Genomic DNA, 18,717 nt, shown 5'->3' on the forward strand with positions numbered 1-18,717 from the left:
CCTTTTTATGAACATTTATAAACGATCTCCAACAATCGTTCGTTTCTTAATTTCTTATTCAGTGTAACAATTGAATTTGAATTTTTCAATATTTTATCGGATATTATAATAAAAGAAGTCTGTTAATGTTCGTGTTTATCACAGGCGGTTCTATTTCTTTTTTAGAAGCTACACAAAGACAGCGTTTACATTTTGTGAAAATGGTGCTATATTTAATTCGAATGATATATATGGGGGAATCGCTTATGTTAGATGCGCCGGCAGCAGCTAAAAAATTTCTTGATTCAATGCTAGAAACAGACAAGCAACATTTATTAAACGCATTATTAGGACTAGACACAACTCATAGTATTAACTGCAATACCAGCTTTTATTCCTATCGTAATCTAAAAAAAATACTGCATCCAAGACAATCTCAAGCCATGCAGTCTTTACATTTTTCCAATCAGTCTCAGGATGAGTTGATCATCAGGCAGCTAAAGGATCACTCCTTCTTGAAGAATTCCTATCGGATTGAAATTCGTTTGAATTCACAAACTTATGATTATCAACTGATCAGCTGTTTATTGGAACGTCTTCACGAAAGTTGCTTTGTAGACGTATATTCCTATGCTTAATTCAAAAAAACTCTTACCGCAAAAAAATGCGGTAAGAGTTTTTTTATTTGATTCCGACACGTTCAAAGACTGTATCGACATTTTTAAGGTGATAGTTATAATCAAAAGCATCGTCCAAGTCAGCTTTGGATAAAACATTCGTAATTTTTTCATCTGCATCCAAAAGCGGACGAAATTGCGTTTGATTATCCCATGCATAGGCTGTTTTTGGTTGGACTAAATCATACGCTTCTTCACGAGTCATGCCTTTATCGATCAACTTCAGCATCACTCGCTGACTATAGATCAAACCAAATGTTGCTTCCATGTTGCGTTTCATATTATCTGGGAACACGGTCAGATTCTTCACAATGTTTCCAAAGCGATGCAGCATGTAATCAACTAGAATCGTGGTATCTGGTGTAATAATCCGTTCCGCAGAGGAATGAGAGATATCACGCTCGTGCCACAAAGCAACATCTTCAAAAGCAGTAATTAAATGCCCACGTACAACACGAGCCAAACCAGTCATATTTTCTGAACCGATTGGATTTCGTTTATGAGGCATCGCAGAGGAACCTTTCTGTCCTTTTGCGAAAAATTCTTCAACCTCACGCGTTTCAGATTTTTGTAACCCGCGAATTTCCGTTGCAAAACGTTCAATTGATGTCGCAATCAAAGCCAGACTTGAGAAGTATTCGGCATGTAAATCCCGTGGTAAGACTTGTGTTGAGATTTCCTGCGGGCGAATACCTAATTTTTCACAGACAAATTCTTCAACAAATGGTGGGATATTAGCAAATGTACCGACTGCACCAGAAATTTTTCCAGCTTCCACACCCTTTGCAGCATGTTCGAAACGCTCGATATTACGTTTCATTTCTGAATACCAAGTAGCTAATTTCAAGCCAAAGGTCGTAGGCTCTGCATGAACACCATGCGTCCGCCCCATCATAACTGTATCCTTGTGCTCCAAAGCTTTTTCACCAATGATTGTTAGAAAATCCTGTAAATCCTGACGCAAAATATCATTTGCTTGTTTATATAAATATCCATAGGCAGTGTCAACGACATCTGTACTAGTCAAACCATAATGAACCCATTTACGTTCTTCACCCAATGTTTCAGAAACCGCACGTGTAAAGGCTACAACATCATGCTTTGTTGATTGTTCGATTTCTAAGATACGATTGATATCGAAGCCAGCGTTCGCACGAATCTTTTCAACATCCTCTTTAGGAATCTCACCTAGCTCAGCCCATGCTTCATCGGCCAGAATCTCAACCTCCAACCAAGCTTTATAACGATTTTCATCGCTCCAGATATTTCCCATCTCGTCTCTTGTATATCTAGGTATCATTACTATTCTCCCTTGTAAAATCATTTAATTTTTTCAAATATAAACTCAAAAACACATCATCAAATACAGTGATTAGTCCCATGTTTCGGTTTTCTTAATATCATCTAATGTTCGTTGAATACTATCCGTCAAAATTGTAATATGACCCATTTTGCGTCCCTTTTTCGGCATGGCTTTACCATAATAATGAAAATGCCATTCCGGCCATAAATCAATAAGTTCGTAAGTCTTCAACAGATTCTCGCCCAAAACATTGACCATTAGCGCATTTGACAATAGCTTGGGTTCACTTAATGGCCAACCGCAAATTCCACGAATATGCGCATCAAATTGGCTCATGCTACAAGCTTCAATCGTGTAATGCCCAGAATTATGTGGTCGTGGAGCGATCTCGTTAACATATAACGCGCCAGCTTTGGTTAGGAAAAATTCCACACAAAGGGTGCCCACTAAATCGACTCCTTGAGCAATTACTTTGGCGATGCGACTCGCCTCTTTTGCCACTGCGGCATCAATCCCAGCTGGTACGATCGTTTCATGCAGAATATTATTACGGTGAACATTCTCTACTACTGGAAATGTTACATAATCGCCAATGTTATTTCCTGCCACTTGAACCGACAACTCTTTTTCAAATGGAATCCAAGCTTCCAGAACGCAAGTACCTTGACGCAAAAGATTCATTGAAGGTGCTAAGTCAGCCGTACTGTTCAAAACATATTGTCCATGTCCATCATATCCCCCACGCGTTGTCTTCAAGACACACGGATAGCCGATCCCCTCGATCGCATCTTGAATATCTGTTGGGCTAATGATCGTCGCATAAGGAGCAATCACGATATTATTGTTTTCTAAAAAGGACTTTTCCATCAAGCGATCCTGACTGATAGCTAATAGGTCAGTTCCTTGAGGTATATTGGCAAAATGTTGAATATGATTGATTGTATCAACATCCACATTTTCAAACTCATAAGTGATCACCTGCGATCTGCGAGCCATTTCTTCTAAAGCCATTTGATCATCATAATCAGCAACAATATGCCAATCCGAAACCTGCGCAGCCGGACAATCTTCCGTTGGATCAATCACACCCGTACGAAATCCCATTTCCTTTGCACTAATTGCCATCATGCGGCCTAGTTGTCCTCCGCCTACGATACCAATCGTAGAGCCTGGTTTTAACGATTTAACCAAGTTGTTCACTACTTTCCAATACAGTTTCTGTCATTTGCTGCCGCTTCTTTTCCAGACGCTCAGCTACTTTGTTATCATACATTGAAAGCATCTGTGCCGCAAGTAGTCCTGCGTTGGTTGCTCCAGCTTTTCCGATTGCTGTAGTGGCCACAGGGACACCACCTGGCATTTGTACGATTGATAATAATGAGTCCAAACCGTTCAAAGCCTTCGATTGAACAGGAACACCGATTACTGGAAGAGTTGTCTTGGCTGCTACCATGCCTGGTAAATGAGCTGCTCCTCCTGCTCCTGCGATAATTACTTTAATTCCTCGGCCGCGAGCTTGTTCGGCAAAGTCGAACATTAAATCTGGTGTGCGATGAGCAGAAACTACTCGTTTTTCATATGCTACACCTAGTTCATCAAGACTTTCGCATGCAAACTTCATTGTCTCCCAATCGGAGGTACTGCCCATAATAACTGCAACTTCTGGATTCATAATTTACCCCTTTCATTATTCAAGCCTATTTTAGCAAGTAGACTTTCGTAAGTCAAAACGTAATTCGAATATTAATAGATATTTCTAACCTATTGTTCGTTTTTTACTAAAACAAAAAGAAACGCAGCCTCTGCCGCGTTTCTTTCTATTTTCCTTCTCTTTTATAGCCATGAAATAATAGATTCAAAATAATCGCCGATAAACTACTCATAACAATTCCGTTACCAGTAAACATTTGAACGGTTTCAGGTAGTTTAGCAAATAGAGTCGGCGTTGCATTAAATCCTAAACCAAAGCCAATAGAAATGGCAATGATTAATAGATTTTTTTCATCATTGTAATCAACTTTCGACAACATTTTCATTCCTTGGACAGCTACCATGCCGAACATTACCAGCATTCCGCCACCCAAAACAGGTTCTGGAATAATCTGAGCTAATGCCCCGACCTTTGGAAACAGCCCTAAGATAATTAAAAAGATTGCTGAAAAGTAAATCGGACGACGAGTTTTAATCCCAGATAATTGAACTAGGCCAACATTTTGAGAAAAACCAGTATATGGAAACGTATTGAATAATCCCCCTAGAATAACCGCTAAACCTTCTGCACGATAGCCGCGTTTTAAATCATCTTCTTTTACTTGTTTTCCAACAATATCGCCTAAAGCGAAATAAACACCCGTTGACTCTACCATACTTACAATAGAAATAATAATCATTAGTAAAATAGAAAATGGTTCAAATTTTGGTGTTCCAAAATAAAATGGTTGCGGTACATGGAACATCGGTGCATGACCGATCGCCGCTAAATCAACCTGACCCAAAAGCGCAGCTAATACTGTTCCGCCGACTAACCCGATTAAAACAGCGATTGAACGAATGAATCCACGTCCAAAAACTTGAACAGCTAAGATCAAAATGATCGTCACGAAAGCCAAGATTAAATTTGTAGGCTCTCCAAACGTTTTAGCCGCAGCATCTCCACCGCCCATTTTTGTAACTGCAACCGGAATCAACGTCAAGCCAATAGTTGTAATAACAGTACCTGTTACGATAGGTGGAAATAATTTTTCTACCTTAGAAAAGAAACCCGAAATCAGCACCACGAAAACACCTGCAGCAATAATTGAACCGTAAACTGTGCCTACTCCATGCGTTTGTCCAATCAAAATCAATGGAGCCACCGCTTGAATTGCACATCCCAAAACCACTGGTAACCCGATTCCGAAAAACTTATTGACTGTCAATTGTAACAATGTTGCTACTCCGCACATAAATATATCAATTGAAATCAAATACGTCATTTGTGCTTCGTTGAATCCTAGCCCTGTCCCAATCAAAAGGGGTACAGCTACTGCTCCAGCATACATTGCTAAAAGATGCTGTAAACCTAATACTGCTGATTTTCCATTTCCTGTTTCACTTGTCACTCTACGCGTCCTCCTCGATAAATGTCACTTTACCGTCATGTAAGGAAGAAATTCTTGCTAGGGAAACGACTGGAATATCCATGTCTTCAATCAATTGTCGGCCATCTTGGAAAGATTTTTCAATCAATATCCCAATTCCAGCAACACTTGCTCCAGCTTGTTGACACAATTCGATCAATCCCTTAGCGGCCTGGCCGTTCGCTAAAAAGTCATCGACTAATAAGACATTGTCCTCTGCAGAAAGGAATTTTCGAGAAATTGAAATAGTACTAGTCACCTGTTTGGTAAATGAATAAACAGAAGCCGTCAATAATTCTTCATCCATCGTCAAGCTCTTTGACTTACGGGCGAAAATCATTGGCACCTTTAATGCTTGGGCAGCATAAAGCGCAGGTGCGATTCCAGAAGCTTCGATCGTCACTACTTTAGTGATTTTTTTATCTGCAAATACTTCCGCTAATCGTTTACCCATAGCATCCATCAATTCAGGATCTACTTGGTGAGTGATAAATTCATCAACTTTTAAGACACCTTCACCTAAAACACGGCCATTATCTCTAATGCGATCTGTCAATTCTTTCATTAATACTTTCCCCTTTTCTTGTCGTTTTTTGATTACTACAAAAAACGCACCTCATCTGCAAAGCAAAAAAGGTACGTCACCGTACGATTTTTACTTATAGTCTTGCGTTTACGGCACAAGGTAGAAACTGTCAACCATATTATGACGATATATAAGTTCACTTCTAATGAAAATTTTCATTGAAGTTTATGAAATATGAAATTTATTATATCAGATACAATCCGCCTGTAAACTAGAATTATTTTAAATGAGAAGATTTATAGGTGAATGACATGATTGTCTAACTTTATTCGAAAATTTCTTCTATTATAAAGGATGAAAGCTTTCTCTACAAATTTAGCGATTCATTTTAATTGGCAAGCAAGAGTTGTTTTGAGATGATAAGAGTAATGAAATTAAATGAAGGTAAGGAGGATTTTCTGTTGATAGAATTTTTTTCTATTTCAAACAATGGTATACAAAAAAGGACTAGCAAAGGGAATTGGATAGCTGCTTCCGATCCAACAGATAAGGAAAAGGAAGAACTTTGTAAAGCCTATAAGCTTCCCTCAAGAATTTTTTCGATAGGCCAAAACTATTCAAATGTCTCATTTTTTAAAAATTACTTGACCGAAGACGAAAAATCAGTGTGCATAATGCTTTTTATCGACCTTAAATCAATGGATGAACCAGAATCTTTATCTTCGACTGTCACTGTCTTTTTAACGAATGATGTTGTGATTACTATAAGTGAAAAGTCATTGATTGATGAAGTATTAAATAAATTTGGATCAGAGATTTCTTCCGAAGCTGGTCTGATCTTGCACACCATCCAAGTCATCAATGAGCATTACTTAAGCTTTTTACATCTACAACGTGAAAAGATTGAAGAAATCAGCCAAGAGGCATCAAATGGCTCGAATCGAAATATTTTAGAAAAAACGACAGATACCGAGAAAACACTCGTTTATATTGATAATTTATTAAAAGAACAACACAAAACAATTCATTCTCTTTTAGATTCTGATTTGGTATCTTCCGATCGTGATTTGGCTATCGAGATCGAACTACAAACAAAACAAGCAACAACCTCCGTTCAAATTTATCGCGAGATGTTGAGTTCCATTAGCGGTCTGATAAACAGCATGATGGATAACCGTTTAAATCAATTGATGAAGTTTTTAAATACCGCTTCTCTCTTACTAGCCTTACCGACACTAATTTTCAGTCTATGGGGAATCAATACTGGCGGGCTACTCTGGAAAGACTCAGAAGTCGGATCAATCATGGTCGTTCTTTTAGCGTTGATTGTTTCGATCGTCAGCGGTATTTATCTTTTCAGAAAAGATTACAATGCTTAAAAAAGCAGTAGCAATTACCCGTTACTCAAACTGTAAACAAAAAATGCTCCAAGCTCGTAGTTCGGGCTTGAAGCATTTTTTTCTTATCTATTTTAATTCGTTTGCTACTGAGAAATGACCGATAACATCGGTGATTCGGTTCAGATCCACATTACCGCCAGATACAACGGCAACAACTTTCTTACCGTTTACATACTTGTCTACTTTTCCTGCTAGAATAGCTGCTGTTGCAAGAGCACCAGCACCTTCAACTACGATTTTTGTCCGTTGAATCAAATCTTTCATCGCAAGTTCGATTTCCTGTTCAGATACAGTTACCATATCGTCAACAAGTTCTTCAACTACTTCGAAGGTAAGGTTTCCTGGAAACTCTACAGCGCAACCATCAGCGATCGTCGCTGCTTTTTTATATCCCACTTTTTTACCTTCACGGAATGAAGCTGTCATCCCATGGATGTTTTCAGCCTGAACACCGATAATATTGATGTTTGGATTGAAAGTTTTCATTGCCACTGCGATTCCAGCAATTAGTCCGCCGCCGCCGACAGGCACAATAACAGTGTCAACATCCCAGATGGAATCCAAGATTTCAAGGCCAATTGTTCCTTGTCCAGCCATTACAAACTCATCGTCATAAGGAGGAATATACGTTACTCCTGTTTCTTCAACGATTTTTTCACAATAAGCCTTTGCTTCATCAAATCCAGCACCATGTAAAATAACTTTTGAACCATAGCCTTCAGTTGCCTCCACTTTAGCTTTCGGAGCCGTTTCAGGCATAACGATCGTACTCTGAATACCCAACAATTTTGAAGTCAACGCTACTCCTTGCGCATGGTTACCAGCGGATACTGCGATAACGCCCTTGTCTTTTTCCGCTTGGGTTAAGTGAGCGATTTTATTGAATGCTCCACGAAATTTGAATGAACCAGTTAGTTGCATGTTTTCCAATTTTAAGAACACTTGCCCACCGGTTTTAGCGGTTAGAAACATTGATTGGATTAACGGTGTTACTCGTCCATACTGTTTGACCACATTTTTTGCTTCATGAATATCTTCAATAGTGACAGGAAGCTTTGTCATTGTGCTAGTCATTACAGAACATCTCCTATTTCAGTATAAGGAACATCAATTGAGTCTGCTAAAGCTTTCGAAACAACTTTACCATTGTAGACGCTTAAGCCGGATAATAGTGATTCGTCAGATTTCAGTGCATTATCTAGGCCTTTGACACTAACTTCTTTTAGGAATGAAATATTCCCTTTTGCCAAAGCAATTGTTGCTGTTCTTGGAGTTGCACCTGGCATATTCGGAACAGCGTAATGAATCACACCATGTTTTGTGAATACTGGATCTGCATGGTTCGTTGGTTTATCAATCGTTTCTACTGTACCGCCCTGATCAATCGCGATATCGACAATTACAGAACCTGGTTTCATTGATTCAACCATATATTCTTTCACTAATTTTGGTGGCTTTGCTCCTGGAATCAAGACAGTTGAAATGAAGACATCTGCTTCTTTGATCTTTTCTTCTAAGTTTTCAGTATTTGAAACGATTACATCAACGTTATGATCTTTATAGCGATCCTTCAATTGTTTAATACGATTTTCATTCACTTCAAGAATGATTACGTGACAGCCAATGCCGACAGCCATGTCTGCTGCATTTTCAGCGGCATTTCCTCCGCCTAAAATAACTACAGTTCCAGCTTCAACGCCATCAATTCCTGGAAGTAAAATACCTTCTCCGCCATGTTGTTTTTCCAGATAGTATTGACCTAAATTCACTGCGCGGCGCCCAGCGATGGCACTCATTGGTTTTAATAATTCTAGAACACCATTAATTGAGATATTTTCTCCAGATAATGCCGTAACGCCAACTTCCATCATTTTTTCAACACAAGCTTTGTTGGCTGCTAAATGCAAGAAGCCCCAAATAATTTGACCTTTTTTGAAATAGTGATATTCACTTTCCATTGGTTCCTTTACTTTTACGATCAGTTCAGCTGTCCATGCTTCGTCAGTATCGACAATTTTTCCGCCAGCCTCAATATATTGTTCATTAGTAAAACCTGAACCTGCACCAGCATTATCATCAACTAGCACTTCATTTCCAGCTTCTACTAAAATTCTCACATTTTCAGGTGTCATACCGACACGTGCCTCACCTTGTTTTGGATCTTTAATTACGCCAATTTTCATGGTAAATCACTCCTAATGGATTATTATTGAAGTTCTTTAACTTCGGAACATGTTTAATATATCACAATGCATTTTAGAAGCAACAATCATGTACTAAGTGTTATTGATATCTCATTATCCACAGTGTTCTCTTCATTTAAAATAAAAAAAAAAAACAAGGAACGTTGTTATAAGGCCTTTTCAAAATAAGAACACTTTCATTTTAAATATTTATATTCTCTTCAAATAGTTTTTTTAATAAAAATAGTGCAAGCGCAGTCAATTTTTTTATGTGATTTTTCTCATTTGAAGAATCAAGAAATCTGTTATTTTTGATAAAACAAAAAAGCTGAGGATTTATTCCTCAGCTTTTGTTTGACAATCTGGACATAACCCATAAACTTCCAACCGATGTTTATTGATTTGATATCCTGTCAGCTTACTAGATGCCATTTCGACGTCTTCTAATCCAGGATAGAAAAAGTCAACAATCTTCCCACATTCTGTGCAAATTGCATGATAGTGCTGCTTGTTCGTGAAATCAAAGCGACTCGCCGCATCACCATAGTTCATTTCTTGGACGATTCCAATTTCAACGAATTTTCTTAAATTGTTGTAGACGGTCGCCACACTCATATTCGGGAAGCGGCCCTCTAACGAACGGAAAATCTCATCAGCCGTTGGGTGATTGCGGTACTCGATTAAATATTCTAAAATGGCATAACGCTGTGGGGTAATGCGAACTCCGCCGGCCTTTAATTCTTTGACCGCTTGATCAACTGCCTCATTTACCATATAAGCCCCTCCTGTTTTGATTCTATATTAAAATGATACTATTATCTGAGGGGAAATACTAGCTTGATTCAAAAATTAATATTTTTCATAAACTTATTGGTTAAATTGGAACAATTCAGTAGATAGGTAACGTTCGCCATTATCCGGTAGTAAAACCAATACTTTTTGATCAGAAGTCATCTTTTTAGCCACTTCTATCGCTGCAAACAATGCGGCTCCAGAAGATATACCAACTAAAATTCCTTCTTTTTTTGCAATTTCTCTAGCTGTTTCCATAGCATCATTACTTTTAACCGGTAAAACTTCATCATAAATGTTAATATTTAAAATACTTGGCACAAATCCAGCGCCGATTCCTTGAATTTTATGCGGACCGGATTGACCACCTTCTAAAACTGGTGATTCTTCAGGCTCTACTGCATAAATCTTAATATTCGAATACATGCGTTTCAGTTCGTTTCCTACTCCGGTAATTGTACCGCCTGTACCAACTCCTGCAACAAACGCATCTAAGCCATTTTTTTCAAAGGCATTCACAATTTCCTTTGCAGTTGTTTCTTCATGAACCTTGGGATTTGCTGGGTTATCAAATTGTGCTGGAACGAATCCATCCTTTTCTTCAGCCAATCTGTTAGCCTCAGCGATCGCGCCTTTCATCCCATCTGCCCCCGGAGTAAGAACTAGATTCGCTCCATAAGCCTGCATGAGCTTGCGACGCTCAATACTCATTGTCTCGGGCATAACTAGCGTTACAGGATAGCCTTTTGCGGCGCCTACCATTGCCAAACCAATACCAGTATTCCCTGATGTTGGTTCGATGATCATCATTCCAGGCTTCAACTTGCCGCTTTTTTCCGCATCCTCGATCATTCTTAAAGCAATTCTATCTTTTACACTGCCGCCAGGATTGAAGGATTCTAGCTTCACGTAAATCTGAGCCATTTCATCCGTTGTCATGTTCTTAAGCTTCACGATAGGGGTCTCGCCAATTGTGTCCAAAATTGAATGATAAATTTTTGTCATCTTTCTTCGCTCCATTCCTTACCTTATGTAAGTTATCTTAACGAATAATGGCAGAAGATGCGAGAATTTCGACTTTTAATTTCTCATAATAACACTTTTCTAAACAAATTCTCTTGGTTCTAATAAAGATATTCAGTAAAACACCTCAGTAATCTCATCATGATAACGAAAGCTGCTTCATTTTAAATATCCTCACTACCTATATTTATCGCTTGGGATTAAACTACTAAACAGATTAACTACAGACCATTAAAAAGATGGAGCAAATTGCTCCATCTTTGAAAGATTAAATGACAATTGTATCCCCTGGCATAATTGTTGAATCCGAACTCCAGCCATTATCAGCCAATAATTGATCAACACTGATACCGAATTTTTCAGCAATTCCCCAAATTGAATCTCCTGATTGGACTGTATAGGATTGACCGCTAGCAGAAGCTGTTGCTGATTGACTATCTTGACTAGCAGTAGTATTTTGTGTTTGATTCGCTGTTTGCACTGCTGTACCTGCTCCTGGTGTATCGAAGCGAGTCAAATTATAGGTTTGGATCAAAGAAATCAACTTTCCTGCATAACCAGGATCTGTCGCATAACGTCCTGTTAAGTAAATCGCCGCGTCTTGGTAGCTATAAGTATGGCTTTTCCGCGCACCAGCATAATAAGAACCAGTTAAAAGATTAGCATGTGCTTGAAATGATTCTGCGTAACTGTTGTAAACGGCAAATGGTTCATTCATCGTAACCCATTGTCCATCCAAATATTCCTGTGTGCTCATTGACACTGAAGGTCCACCATTGTATTCTTTGACACCAAACAAATTGTAATACGGTGCGGCCGACAATTGAGATGTTCCAAAACCAGTCTCAACCAAAGCCTGAGCAACCATAATAGATGCATAAAGATCATTTGAAGCTGAAACCTGCATTGCAGAAGCGCCTAATTGTTCAATAAATGCAGATTGATTTTGCGTCTGTCCCATTTCAGCTGCACTTACCTTCACATTATTCATCGTCAAAACAGCTGGCGAAAGTATCATTGCTGTTCCGACTATAGGAAGCGTCCTTTTTGCGGCTTTCATTCGTTTTGCCTTTTGCTGTGTTCTTATATAATTATATTTTTCGATGCGGGTTTTAAATTGATTCATTATATACCTCCAAGAAACCTTCGCGAGCTTTTCATTTTTAGTTACTTTAAAAGTATAATCCAAGAACAAATAACAAACAATTTAAACACCGTAAATTCACTAATTTGTCATTATATCGTAACATGCGTAACGTAAAAGTTGTTATGTTTCTGTTTAATTGCACTTGATTTTTTTATATCAATGAAATGAACTTTAGAAATTAAGAAAAAACGAAACAGTGTTGAAAAATACTCTCACTGTTTCGTTCTTAATTTTTGATTATTTTTGTTTACATAATTATTTTATTCGTCTATTGCTTGATTCTGGAATACTAATTGATCATCAAACAATTCAATGGATACCTTGGTTTTCGGCATTACTCGACCAGCAATAATCTCTTTTGCCAGTGGTGTTTCTACCTCACGTGTAATGAAACGCTTCAACGGCCGTGCACCATATTGTGGTTCATAAGCCTTCTCTGCAATCCAGCTTTTGGCGTCTTCAGTGATATCTAGTTGGATTTCCTGTTCCTCTAATCGATGAGATAAATGCTGCACAATTTTCTCGACGATTCCCTTCACATCTTCTAAACTCAATGGTGTAAATAGAATTGTATCGTCAATTCTATTTAAGAATTCCGGTTTAAAATGACCTCGTAACATGCTTAATACCTGTTCTTTAGTCGCTTCAGGGATTTTACCTTCTGAGGTCACACCATCCAATAGCACTTGAGAGCCAATATTGCTCGTCATAATCAAAACTGTGTTCTTAAAATCAACCAATCGACCCTTAGAGTCTGTCAGTCGACCATCATCAAGGACCTGCAGTAAAATATTAAAAACATCTGGATGCGCTTTTTCGATTTCATCCAATAAAATGATCGTGTAAGGATTTCTCCGAACAGCTTCTGTTAATTGACCACCTTCTTCATAGCCTACGTAACCTGGAGGCGCTCCAACAAGTCGCGACACTGAATGTTTCTCCATATATTCACTCATATCGATCCGTACCATATGATCCTCAGAATCGAATAGATTTTCCGCCAACGCTTTTGCCAGTTCAGTTTTACCGACACCAGTTGGTCCTAAAAATAGAAATGATCCGAGCGGACGATTTGGATCCTGCAGACCAGCACGCGAACGTAACACTGCATCACTTACTGCATCCACAGCCTCATCTTGACCGATTACACGTTTATGGAGTGTGCTGTTTAAACTTAAAAGTTTTTCACGTTCACCTTCTACCAGCTTGGTTACGGGAATTCCAGTTAGACGTCCTACTACTTGAGCAATCTCGTTTTCTGTCACGGATTCCTGTACCATCTTGATGTCACTCTTTTTATTTTTTTCTTCTAAATCAGCTAATTCCTTTTCTAACTTTGGAATCGTGCCATGTCGAAGAACAGCAGCTCGCTCTAAGTCATAATTATTTTCCGCGTCTTCTAACTCATGTTTTGCTTGGTCGAGCTCAGCCCGTTTATTTGAAACAACATTGACTTCTTCCTTCTCCGTTTCCCATTGCAACTTCATCGCATTGGTTTCTTCCCGAAGGTCCGCCAATTCTTCCTGCAAGTTTTCTAGACGCTTCTTGCTTGCATCGTCGCTTTCCTTCTTCAAAGCCGCCTCTTCAATTTCCAACTGCATCAATCGACGAGTCACTTGATCCAGCTCAGTCGGCATCGAATTCATTTCCACGCGAATGCTAGCGCTGGCTTCGTCGATTAAATCAATCGCCTTATCTGGCAAAAAGCGGTCAGTAATGTAGCGATCTGACAATGTTGCCGCTGCTACTAGAGCATTGTCATGAATATTTACTCCATGATGAATTTCAAAACGCTCTTTCAATCCACGCAAAATACTAATCGTATCCTCAACGGTCGGCTCCTTAACTAGCACCTTTTGGAAACGACGCTCCAATGCTTTATCCTTTTCCATATATTGACGGTACTCATCTAGTGTCGTAGCACCGATTAAGTGCAATTCTCCACGAGCCAGCATTGGTTTTAAAAGATTTCCGGCGTCCATGCTGCCTTCTGTTTTACCGGCACCTACAATGTTATGAATTTCGTCAATGAACAGTAGAATTCGTCCATCTGATTTTTTGACTTCCTTTAAAACGGCTTTAAGTCGTTCTTCAAATTCTCCACGGAATTTGGCTCCAGCAATCAATGAACCCATGTCTAAGGAAAAGACTGTTTTGTCTTTTAGATTTTCTGGTACATCTTTACGTACGATCCGTTGAGCTAGACCTTCGACGATCGCTGTTTTACCAACACCAGGTTCTCCGATTAATACAGGATTGTTCTTAGTCTTCCGCGAAAGGATGCGGATAACGTCACGAATTTCCTCATCGCGACCAATAATCGGATCTTGTTTGCCGTTTTTAACCTGTTGAACTAAGTCCACGCCATATTTCTCTAAAGCTTTATATGTTTCTTCTTGATTTTGTGAGGTCACTCGATCCCCTCCTCGCATATCTTCAATATTTTTTTGTACTTCTTTTTCATTTAATCCTTGCTGATTCAAATATTTCGTCAAGGAGTAATTTTTTAATTTCATTAAGGCTAGAATAACGATCTCCGTTGATAAGAAATCATCATTAAATTTTTCACGTAACTGGTCAGCTTCATTTAATAGATTGAAAAGATTCTGACTGATATTTTGTCCGTATTGAACATTTCCACCGCTAACGGTCGGATATTCATCTAATACTTTATCAACTTCACGTTCGAACTGATCCACATCAATTCCAGCATCCGTATAAAAATTGCGCCCAAAGTGATTTGGCTGTAAAAATATTTTCCAAACATGAGCAATATCAATTTCTTGATGATGTCTTGTCACTGCAATTTGCTGAGCTTCAGCGATTGCTTCTTGTAACGTTGTCGTCATTTTCTCGATATTCATAAGCATACCTCCGACATTAATAGTAGTTTACATTCATTAGTATATAACTTTGGTCAGTAAAGGTCAAACAAATTGTCCTTCAATATTAAAGTTTATTATTATGAAGAAAAACAAAATAATGCTACAATTCTTTCATTAATAGAAAGAGAGTGATTCAATGATTTCACGCGTGATTGGCTTCGAAAAAGGGTTCAAACTTTCGAGTGGAAACCATTTTGAAACATATGAAGTCATGCTTCCTAAATTAAATAAAACGGATCTTGTCGTTAAAAATATGGCTACTTCTATCAACCCAGTTGACACAAAATTAAGACAAACAGGTAAAGGAACACCCCAGCCTCATGTCTTAGGCTTTGACAGTGTTGGCGTTGTGACCCAATTAGGCAGCGAAGTAAAGCATCTTGAAGTCGGGGACCGCGTCCTTTTCGCAGGTACTACTAAAAGATACGGCAGCTATAGCGAAAGTCAGGTTGTCGATTCTCGGATCGTCGCAAAATTACCTCATGACGTTTCGGCCGATGAAGCTGCTGCTATGCCATTAACCTTTATCACCGCATATGAAATGCTTTTTGAAAAAATGGATTTGGTGCCCAAAGAGAATCAAAATAGCGGAGCAATCCTAATCATCAATGGTGCTGGCGGGGTTGGTTCTGTTGCCACCCAACTTGCAAAATGGGCGGGCCTAACCGTTATTACGACTGCTTCTCGCAAAGAAAGCAAGGAATGGTCAGAAAAGATGGGCGCCGACCATATTATCAATCATCATAAGGATTTGACTAAACAACTTAAAAAGATCGGCTATCATTCGTTACCTTACATTCTGATTCTTCATTCTACTGATCGTTATTTTGAAGAAATGAGCGAATTATTGGAACCATTCGGTCATCTTGGTTCCATCGTAGAATCCAGTAAAGACTTAAATTTAGCAAAACTCAAAAATAAATCCGGTAGCTTTGATTGGGAGTATATGTTTGCTAAAACCGATTATAACCATAATATAGCTTCACAGGGGGCCATTTTGGAGCTCCTAGTACGACTGCTACAAGAAAAAAAGATCAAGAGTACCCTGACAAAAATCATTCCGGGGTTCACACCTGAGGTTTTCTATCAGGCTCATCAAATTATTGAAGAAGACGACATGATTGGAAAATTGGTTGTCCATTTTTAAATCGAGTAGAGGGGAAAGCCAACTGACCTTCCGCCCCTCTCACACCACCGTACGTACGGACCCGTATACGGCGGTTCAATAAGTTGAGTGTACGAACTGGTACTTCAAGGAGATGTCCTCATATCCTTGGCGGGCCAGTTCTTTGTCTGTTAATGATCGATGAAGAATATGACTTTTGGAGATTGACCAAATACCTTTTCTTGTATTTGACCATTCATACGCTTTCGCTTTATCGATCCCTAAACGAATCAGATTTTTCCTTTTGGTTCTTGGATTCTTCCATTGTTTCCAAATATATTGTCTGATTCTTCGCTTCAACCAACCGTTTAACTCCCTCATGAATTCTTTCATCTCACCAATTCCATAGTAGTTGATCCAACCAGTCATTAGTTGCTTGATTTCTTTTAAAATAAGTTGGATACTTCTTCCACGGTTTCTTTTAGTGAGTTGTTTGAGCTTGCTTTTCACACGCTGTTTTGCTTTTGCGTGAGGGCGAATTTTAATACCTTTCTTTGTTGGCAGAATGCAGAATCCAAGAAACTTTCGTTTCAATGGGCTTCCTACCGCACTCTTTTCTCGATTTACCGTCAACTTTAGTTGTTCTTCGAGAAATTGAATGGATTTCTTCATCACACGCTGTCCTGCTCGTTTGCTTCTAACATAGATATTGCAGTAAGTAGCCCAAGGGAACCTCCCCCTTAGGCCCTCTCAGAACCGGACGTGAACCTCTCAGCTCATCCGGCTCCCATTATCCAGCCGATGGTAATATTCCAATTTTCCAATGCGCGAATAAATTTCTTTCTCGCTTGGCGATTTCCCCTAACCAATGTTCCGCTTTTCTTCGTGCTTGTCGCTTTTTATATTTACGACGAACCCACTTCACGAGACATTGGTTGATGTAGCGCAGTAGACTGTACATTTCTGATTTATAGAATTTCATGTAATAGTTCATCCATCCTTGAATTTTACTATTGAACATATTCGCTAAATCCTCTAGCTTTTTGTCCGCTTTTAATTGTAATCGCCAATTCCTTACCTCTTTGCGAATCGCCTTTTTCGCTTTATCTGATACAGCCGGAAGAAAATTTGTGAAGCATTTTCCATATTTATTCTTGGCGCCTCTAGGTCTAAACGTAAAGCCCAGGAAATCGAATGTCGTTATCGGATAGTTCCCCATCCTATCACTATCTCTGCAGTAAACAATCTTTGTCTTATCAGGATGTAACTCCAAACCAAAGATTCTAAACCGTTCTTCCAATCTTTTCTTCAGATATTTCGCTTGCTTTAGGGATACACAATGAGTAATACCATCATCGGCATATCTAGCCCACTGTATATTAGGAAATTCTTTTTCCATGAAGTCATCAAACGTATAATGAAGAAACAAGTTCGCTAGAACTGGACTGATTACACCACCTTGCGGTGTCCCGGCTTTTCTCGAAACAGTCGAACCATCTTCCCTCTGGAAAGGTGCTTTTAACCATCTTTCCACATATAGGATAATCCACTTCTCTTGAGTGTACCTTTTTACCATTTCAATTAGATAGTCATGTCTGATATTGTCAAATAGTCCTTTAATATCAAATTCCAGTACCCAATCTCTTTTCCAGCATCTAACTCTTGTTTTCTCTATTGCCTGGATTGCCGACTTATTCGGCCGATAGCCATAAGAATCCTCATAAAACAATCGTTCTACTACAGGTTCAAAATACATCTTCGCTACCATCTGTGCAATCCTATCTTCAACTGTTGGAATCCCAAGTACTCTCAGCCCACCACTCTTTTTAGGAATGGATACTGCCTTTACCGGTTTTGGGAAATAACTTCCCGATGATAATCGATTCCACAGTTTGTATAGATTATCTTTCAGCTTATATTCATAAGCCTCAATTGATTCTTCATCTACTCCAAAAGTTCCTTTATTGGCTTTTACTTTTAGAAATGCTTGGTAAACTGCTTGTTTTGAAATATTGTATGACTTTGTTTCTTGCATAAGTTCCTCCTCCTTAAAGTTGACTTATCCTTGAAACTGGATAACTCAGGTTCTTCGCTCCACTCTCGTTACAAGAGCTTCTTCACTACTACAACCCAATCTGCCCCCATGACTGCATCGGTACTCTTTTCTTGCGGGGCTTCCGCTTGAAATACTCCCTTGACATCAGCCCGTGGGTTCCCACGTTCCATATAGACGCCTATGTTATGTTCATGCCACCTTTATGCCGCCCGCCGCCTGATCAGTAAACAGGTTTCCTCCAAGCTCATCCTAGGTCAACGACTATACCCAGTTTTGACGGAATTTATACGCTTTCGACACTTCTGTGGGTGGTTCGTATGGTCACTCATCTCCATAACACACACCTGACAACTCTTGGTTGCCTTTTCCTTAACGCTCAATACCATAGCTTTTGACTACAGCACCTTAAGGTGGTTTGAAACCTCCACCTGTATGGCGGTTTCGGCAGGCCGTCTGCCATCATCTATACAGCATAGCTGCTTTGAATAGTTTATCTATTCACGCACACTTTCATGGCGCACA

At 39.1% G+C, this 18,717-nt stretch carries 17 protein-coding genes and 1 riboswitch; of the genes, 3 read left to right on the forward strand and 14 right to left on the reverse strand.

Annotated elements, in window-relative coordinates; all coding sequences use genetic code 11:
* Window positions 1-245: 245 nt before the first annotated feature.
* Complete coding sequence (locus OMU_RS12810; RefSeq protein WP_171030582.1) at window positions 246-617, forward strand: hypothetical protein; 372 nt, start codon at window positions 246-248, stop codon at window positions 615-617.
* Window positions 618-660: 43 nt separating this feature from the next.
* On the opposite strand, the gene purB is transcribed toward OMU_RS12810, so the two are convergent.
* The 5 genes from purB to OMU_RS12835 all read right to left on the reverse strand — a co-directional run bounded on the left by purB (window position 661) and on the right by OMU_RS12835 (window position 5,643).
* Window positions 661-1,956: an adenylosuccinate lyase gene (purB, locus tag OMU_RS12815; protein ID WP_016180337.1), complete on the reverse strand. Its 1,296-nt coding sequence runs from the start codon at window positions 1,954-1,956 to the stop codon at window positions 661-663.
* Between the two features lie 72 nt (window positions 1,957-2,028).
* Window positions 2,029-3,150: a 5-(carboxyamino)imidazole ribonucleotide synthase gene (purK, locus tag OMU_RS12820; RefSeq protein WP_172481263.1), complete on the reverse strand. Its 1,122-nt coding sequence runs from the start codon at window positions 3,148-3,150 to the stop codon at window positions 2,029-2,031.
* The gene (gene purE, locus OMU_RS12825) at window positions 3,143-3,631 is read right to left on the reverse strand and encodes a 5-(carboxyamino)imidazole ribonucleotide mutase (RefSeq protein ID WP_016180339.1); all 489 of its coding nucleotides are present in this window, start codon (window positions 3,629-3,631) and stop codon (window positions 3,143-3,145) included. The genes purK and purE overlap by 8 nt, the downstream gene beginning before the upstream one ends.
* 145 nt (window positions 3,632-3,776) lie before the next feature.
* Window positions 3,777-5,060 carry a nucleobase:cation symporter-2 family protein gene (locus OMU_RS12830; RefSeq protein ID WP_016180340.1) on the reverse strand — a complete coding sequence of 428 codons (1,284 nt, stop codon included), beginning with the start codon at window positions 5,058-5,060 and terminating at the stop codon, window positions 3,777-3,779.
* A 1-nt stretch (window position 5,061) separates the two neighbouring features.
* Window positions 5,062-5,643, reverse strand: a complete 582-nt coding sequence (locus OMU_RS12835; protein WP_016180341.1) for a xanthine phosphoribosyltransferase — start codon at window positions 5,641-5,643, stop codon at window positions 5,062-5,064.
* A gap of 77 nt (window positions 5,644-5,720) precedes the next feature.
* A riboswitch (purine riboswitch) is annotated at window positions 5,721-5,818 on the reverse strand.
* 247 nt (window positions 5,819-6,065) lie between these two features.
* Between OMU_RS12835 and OMU_RS12840 the strand changes: the two genes are divergently transcribed.
* Window positions 6,066-6,983 carry a magnesium transporter CorA family protein gene (locus tag OMU_RS12840; RefSeq protein ID WP_225844260.1) on the forward strand — a complete coding sequence of 306 codons (918 nt, stop codon included), beginning with the start codon at window positions 6,066-6,068 and terminating at the stop codon, window positions 6,981-6,983.
* 87 nt (window positions 6,984-7,070) lie between these two features.
* Here OMU_RS12840 and tdcB read toward each other — a convergent pair whose 3' ends face one another.
* From tdcB to clpB, 6 genes are all read right to left on the reverse strand, one after another.
* Window positions 7,071-8,078: a bifunctional threonine ammonia-lyase/L-serine ammonia-lyase TdcB gene (gene tdcB / locus OMU_RS12845; protein ID WP_016180343.1), complete on the reverse strand. Its 1,008-nt coding sequence runs from the start codon at window positions 8,076-8,078 to the stop codon at window positions 7,071-7,073.
* Window positions 8,078-9,187 carry an alanine dehydrogenase gene (ald, locus tag OMU_RS12850; RefSeq protein ID WP_016180344.1) on the reverse strand — a complete coding sequence of 370 codons (1,110 nt, stop codon included), beginning with the start codon at window positions 9,185-9,187 and terminating at the stop codon, window positions 8,078-8,080. Before ald ends, tdcB begins: the two co-directional genes overlap by 1 nt.
* Window positions 9,188-9,523: 336 nt before the next feature.
* Window positions 9,524-9,961: a Fur family transcriptional regulator gene (locus OMU_RS12855; protein WP_016180345.1), complete on the reverse strand. Its 438-nt coding sequence runs from the start codon at window positions 9,959-9,961 to the stop codon at window positions 9,524-9,526.
* Between the two features lie 93 nt (window positions 9,962-10,054).
* Window positions 10,055-10,984: a cysteine synthase A gene (gene cysK / locus OMU_RS12860; RefSeq protein ID WP_016180346.1), complete on the reverse strand. Its 930-nt coding sequence runs from the start codon at window positions 10,982-10,984 to the stop codon at window positions 10,055-10,057.
* Between the two features lie 286 nt (window positions 10,985-11,270).
* Window positions 11,271-12,128, reverse strand: a complete 858-nt coding sequence (locus tag OMU_RS12865) for a glucosaminidase domain-containing protein (RefSeq protein WP_016180347.1) — start codon at window positions 12,126-12,128, stop codon at window positions 11,271-11,273.
* 281 nt (window positions 12,129-12,409) lie between these two features.
* Entirely contained in the window at window positions 12,410-15,013 is a 2,604-nt protein-coding gene (gene clpB / locus OMU_RS12870) for an ATP-dependent chaperone ClpB (protein ID WP_016180348.1), read from the reverse strand.
* A gap of 157 nt (window positions 15,014-15,170) precedes the next feature.
* On the opposite strand from clpB, the gene OMU_RS12875 reads away from it, so the two are divergent.
* Window positions 15,171-16,181 (forward strand): zinc-binding alcohol dehydrogenase family protein, encoded by a 1,011-nt coding sequence (locus OMU_RS12875; protein ID WP_016180349.1) that lies wholly within the window; start codon window positions 15,171-15,173, stop codon window positions 16,179-16,181.
* A gap of 75 nt (window positions 16,182-16,256) precedes the next feature.
* Here the strand turns inward: OMU_RS12875 and OMU_RS12880 are convergent, their stop codons facing one another.
* From OMU_RS12880 to OMU_RS23935, 3 genes are all read right to left on the reverse strand, one after another.
* Window positions 16,257-16,811 (reverse strand): group II intron maturase-specific domain-containing protein, encoded by a 555-nt coding sequence (locus OMU_RS12880; protein ID WP_016178548.1) that lies wholly within the window; start codon window positions 16,809-16,811, stop codon window positions 16,257-16,259.
* 118 nt (window positions 16,812-16,929) lie between these two features.
* Window positions 16,930-18,174, reverse strand: a complete 1,245-nt coding sequence (gene ltrA / locus OMU_RS12885; protein ID WP_016178253.1) for a group II intron reverse transcriptase/maturase — start codon at window positions 18,172-18,174, stop codon at window positions 16,930-16,932.
* 68 nt (window positions 18,175-18,242) lie between these two features.
* Window positions 18,243-18,365, reverse strand: a complete 123-nt coding sequence (locus tag OMU_RS23935) for a hypothetical protein (protein ID WP_016178252.1) — start codon at window positions 18,363-18,365, stop codon at window positions 18,243-18,245.
* Window positions 18,366-18,717: the final 352 nt, after the last annotated feature.

Origin of the sequence: Enterococcus avium ATCC 14025, assembly GCF_000406965.1 — a bacterium.
GTDB lineage: Bacteria > Bacillota > Bacilli > Lactobacillales > Enterococcaceae > Enterococcus_A > Enterococcus_A avium.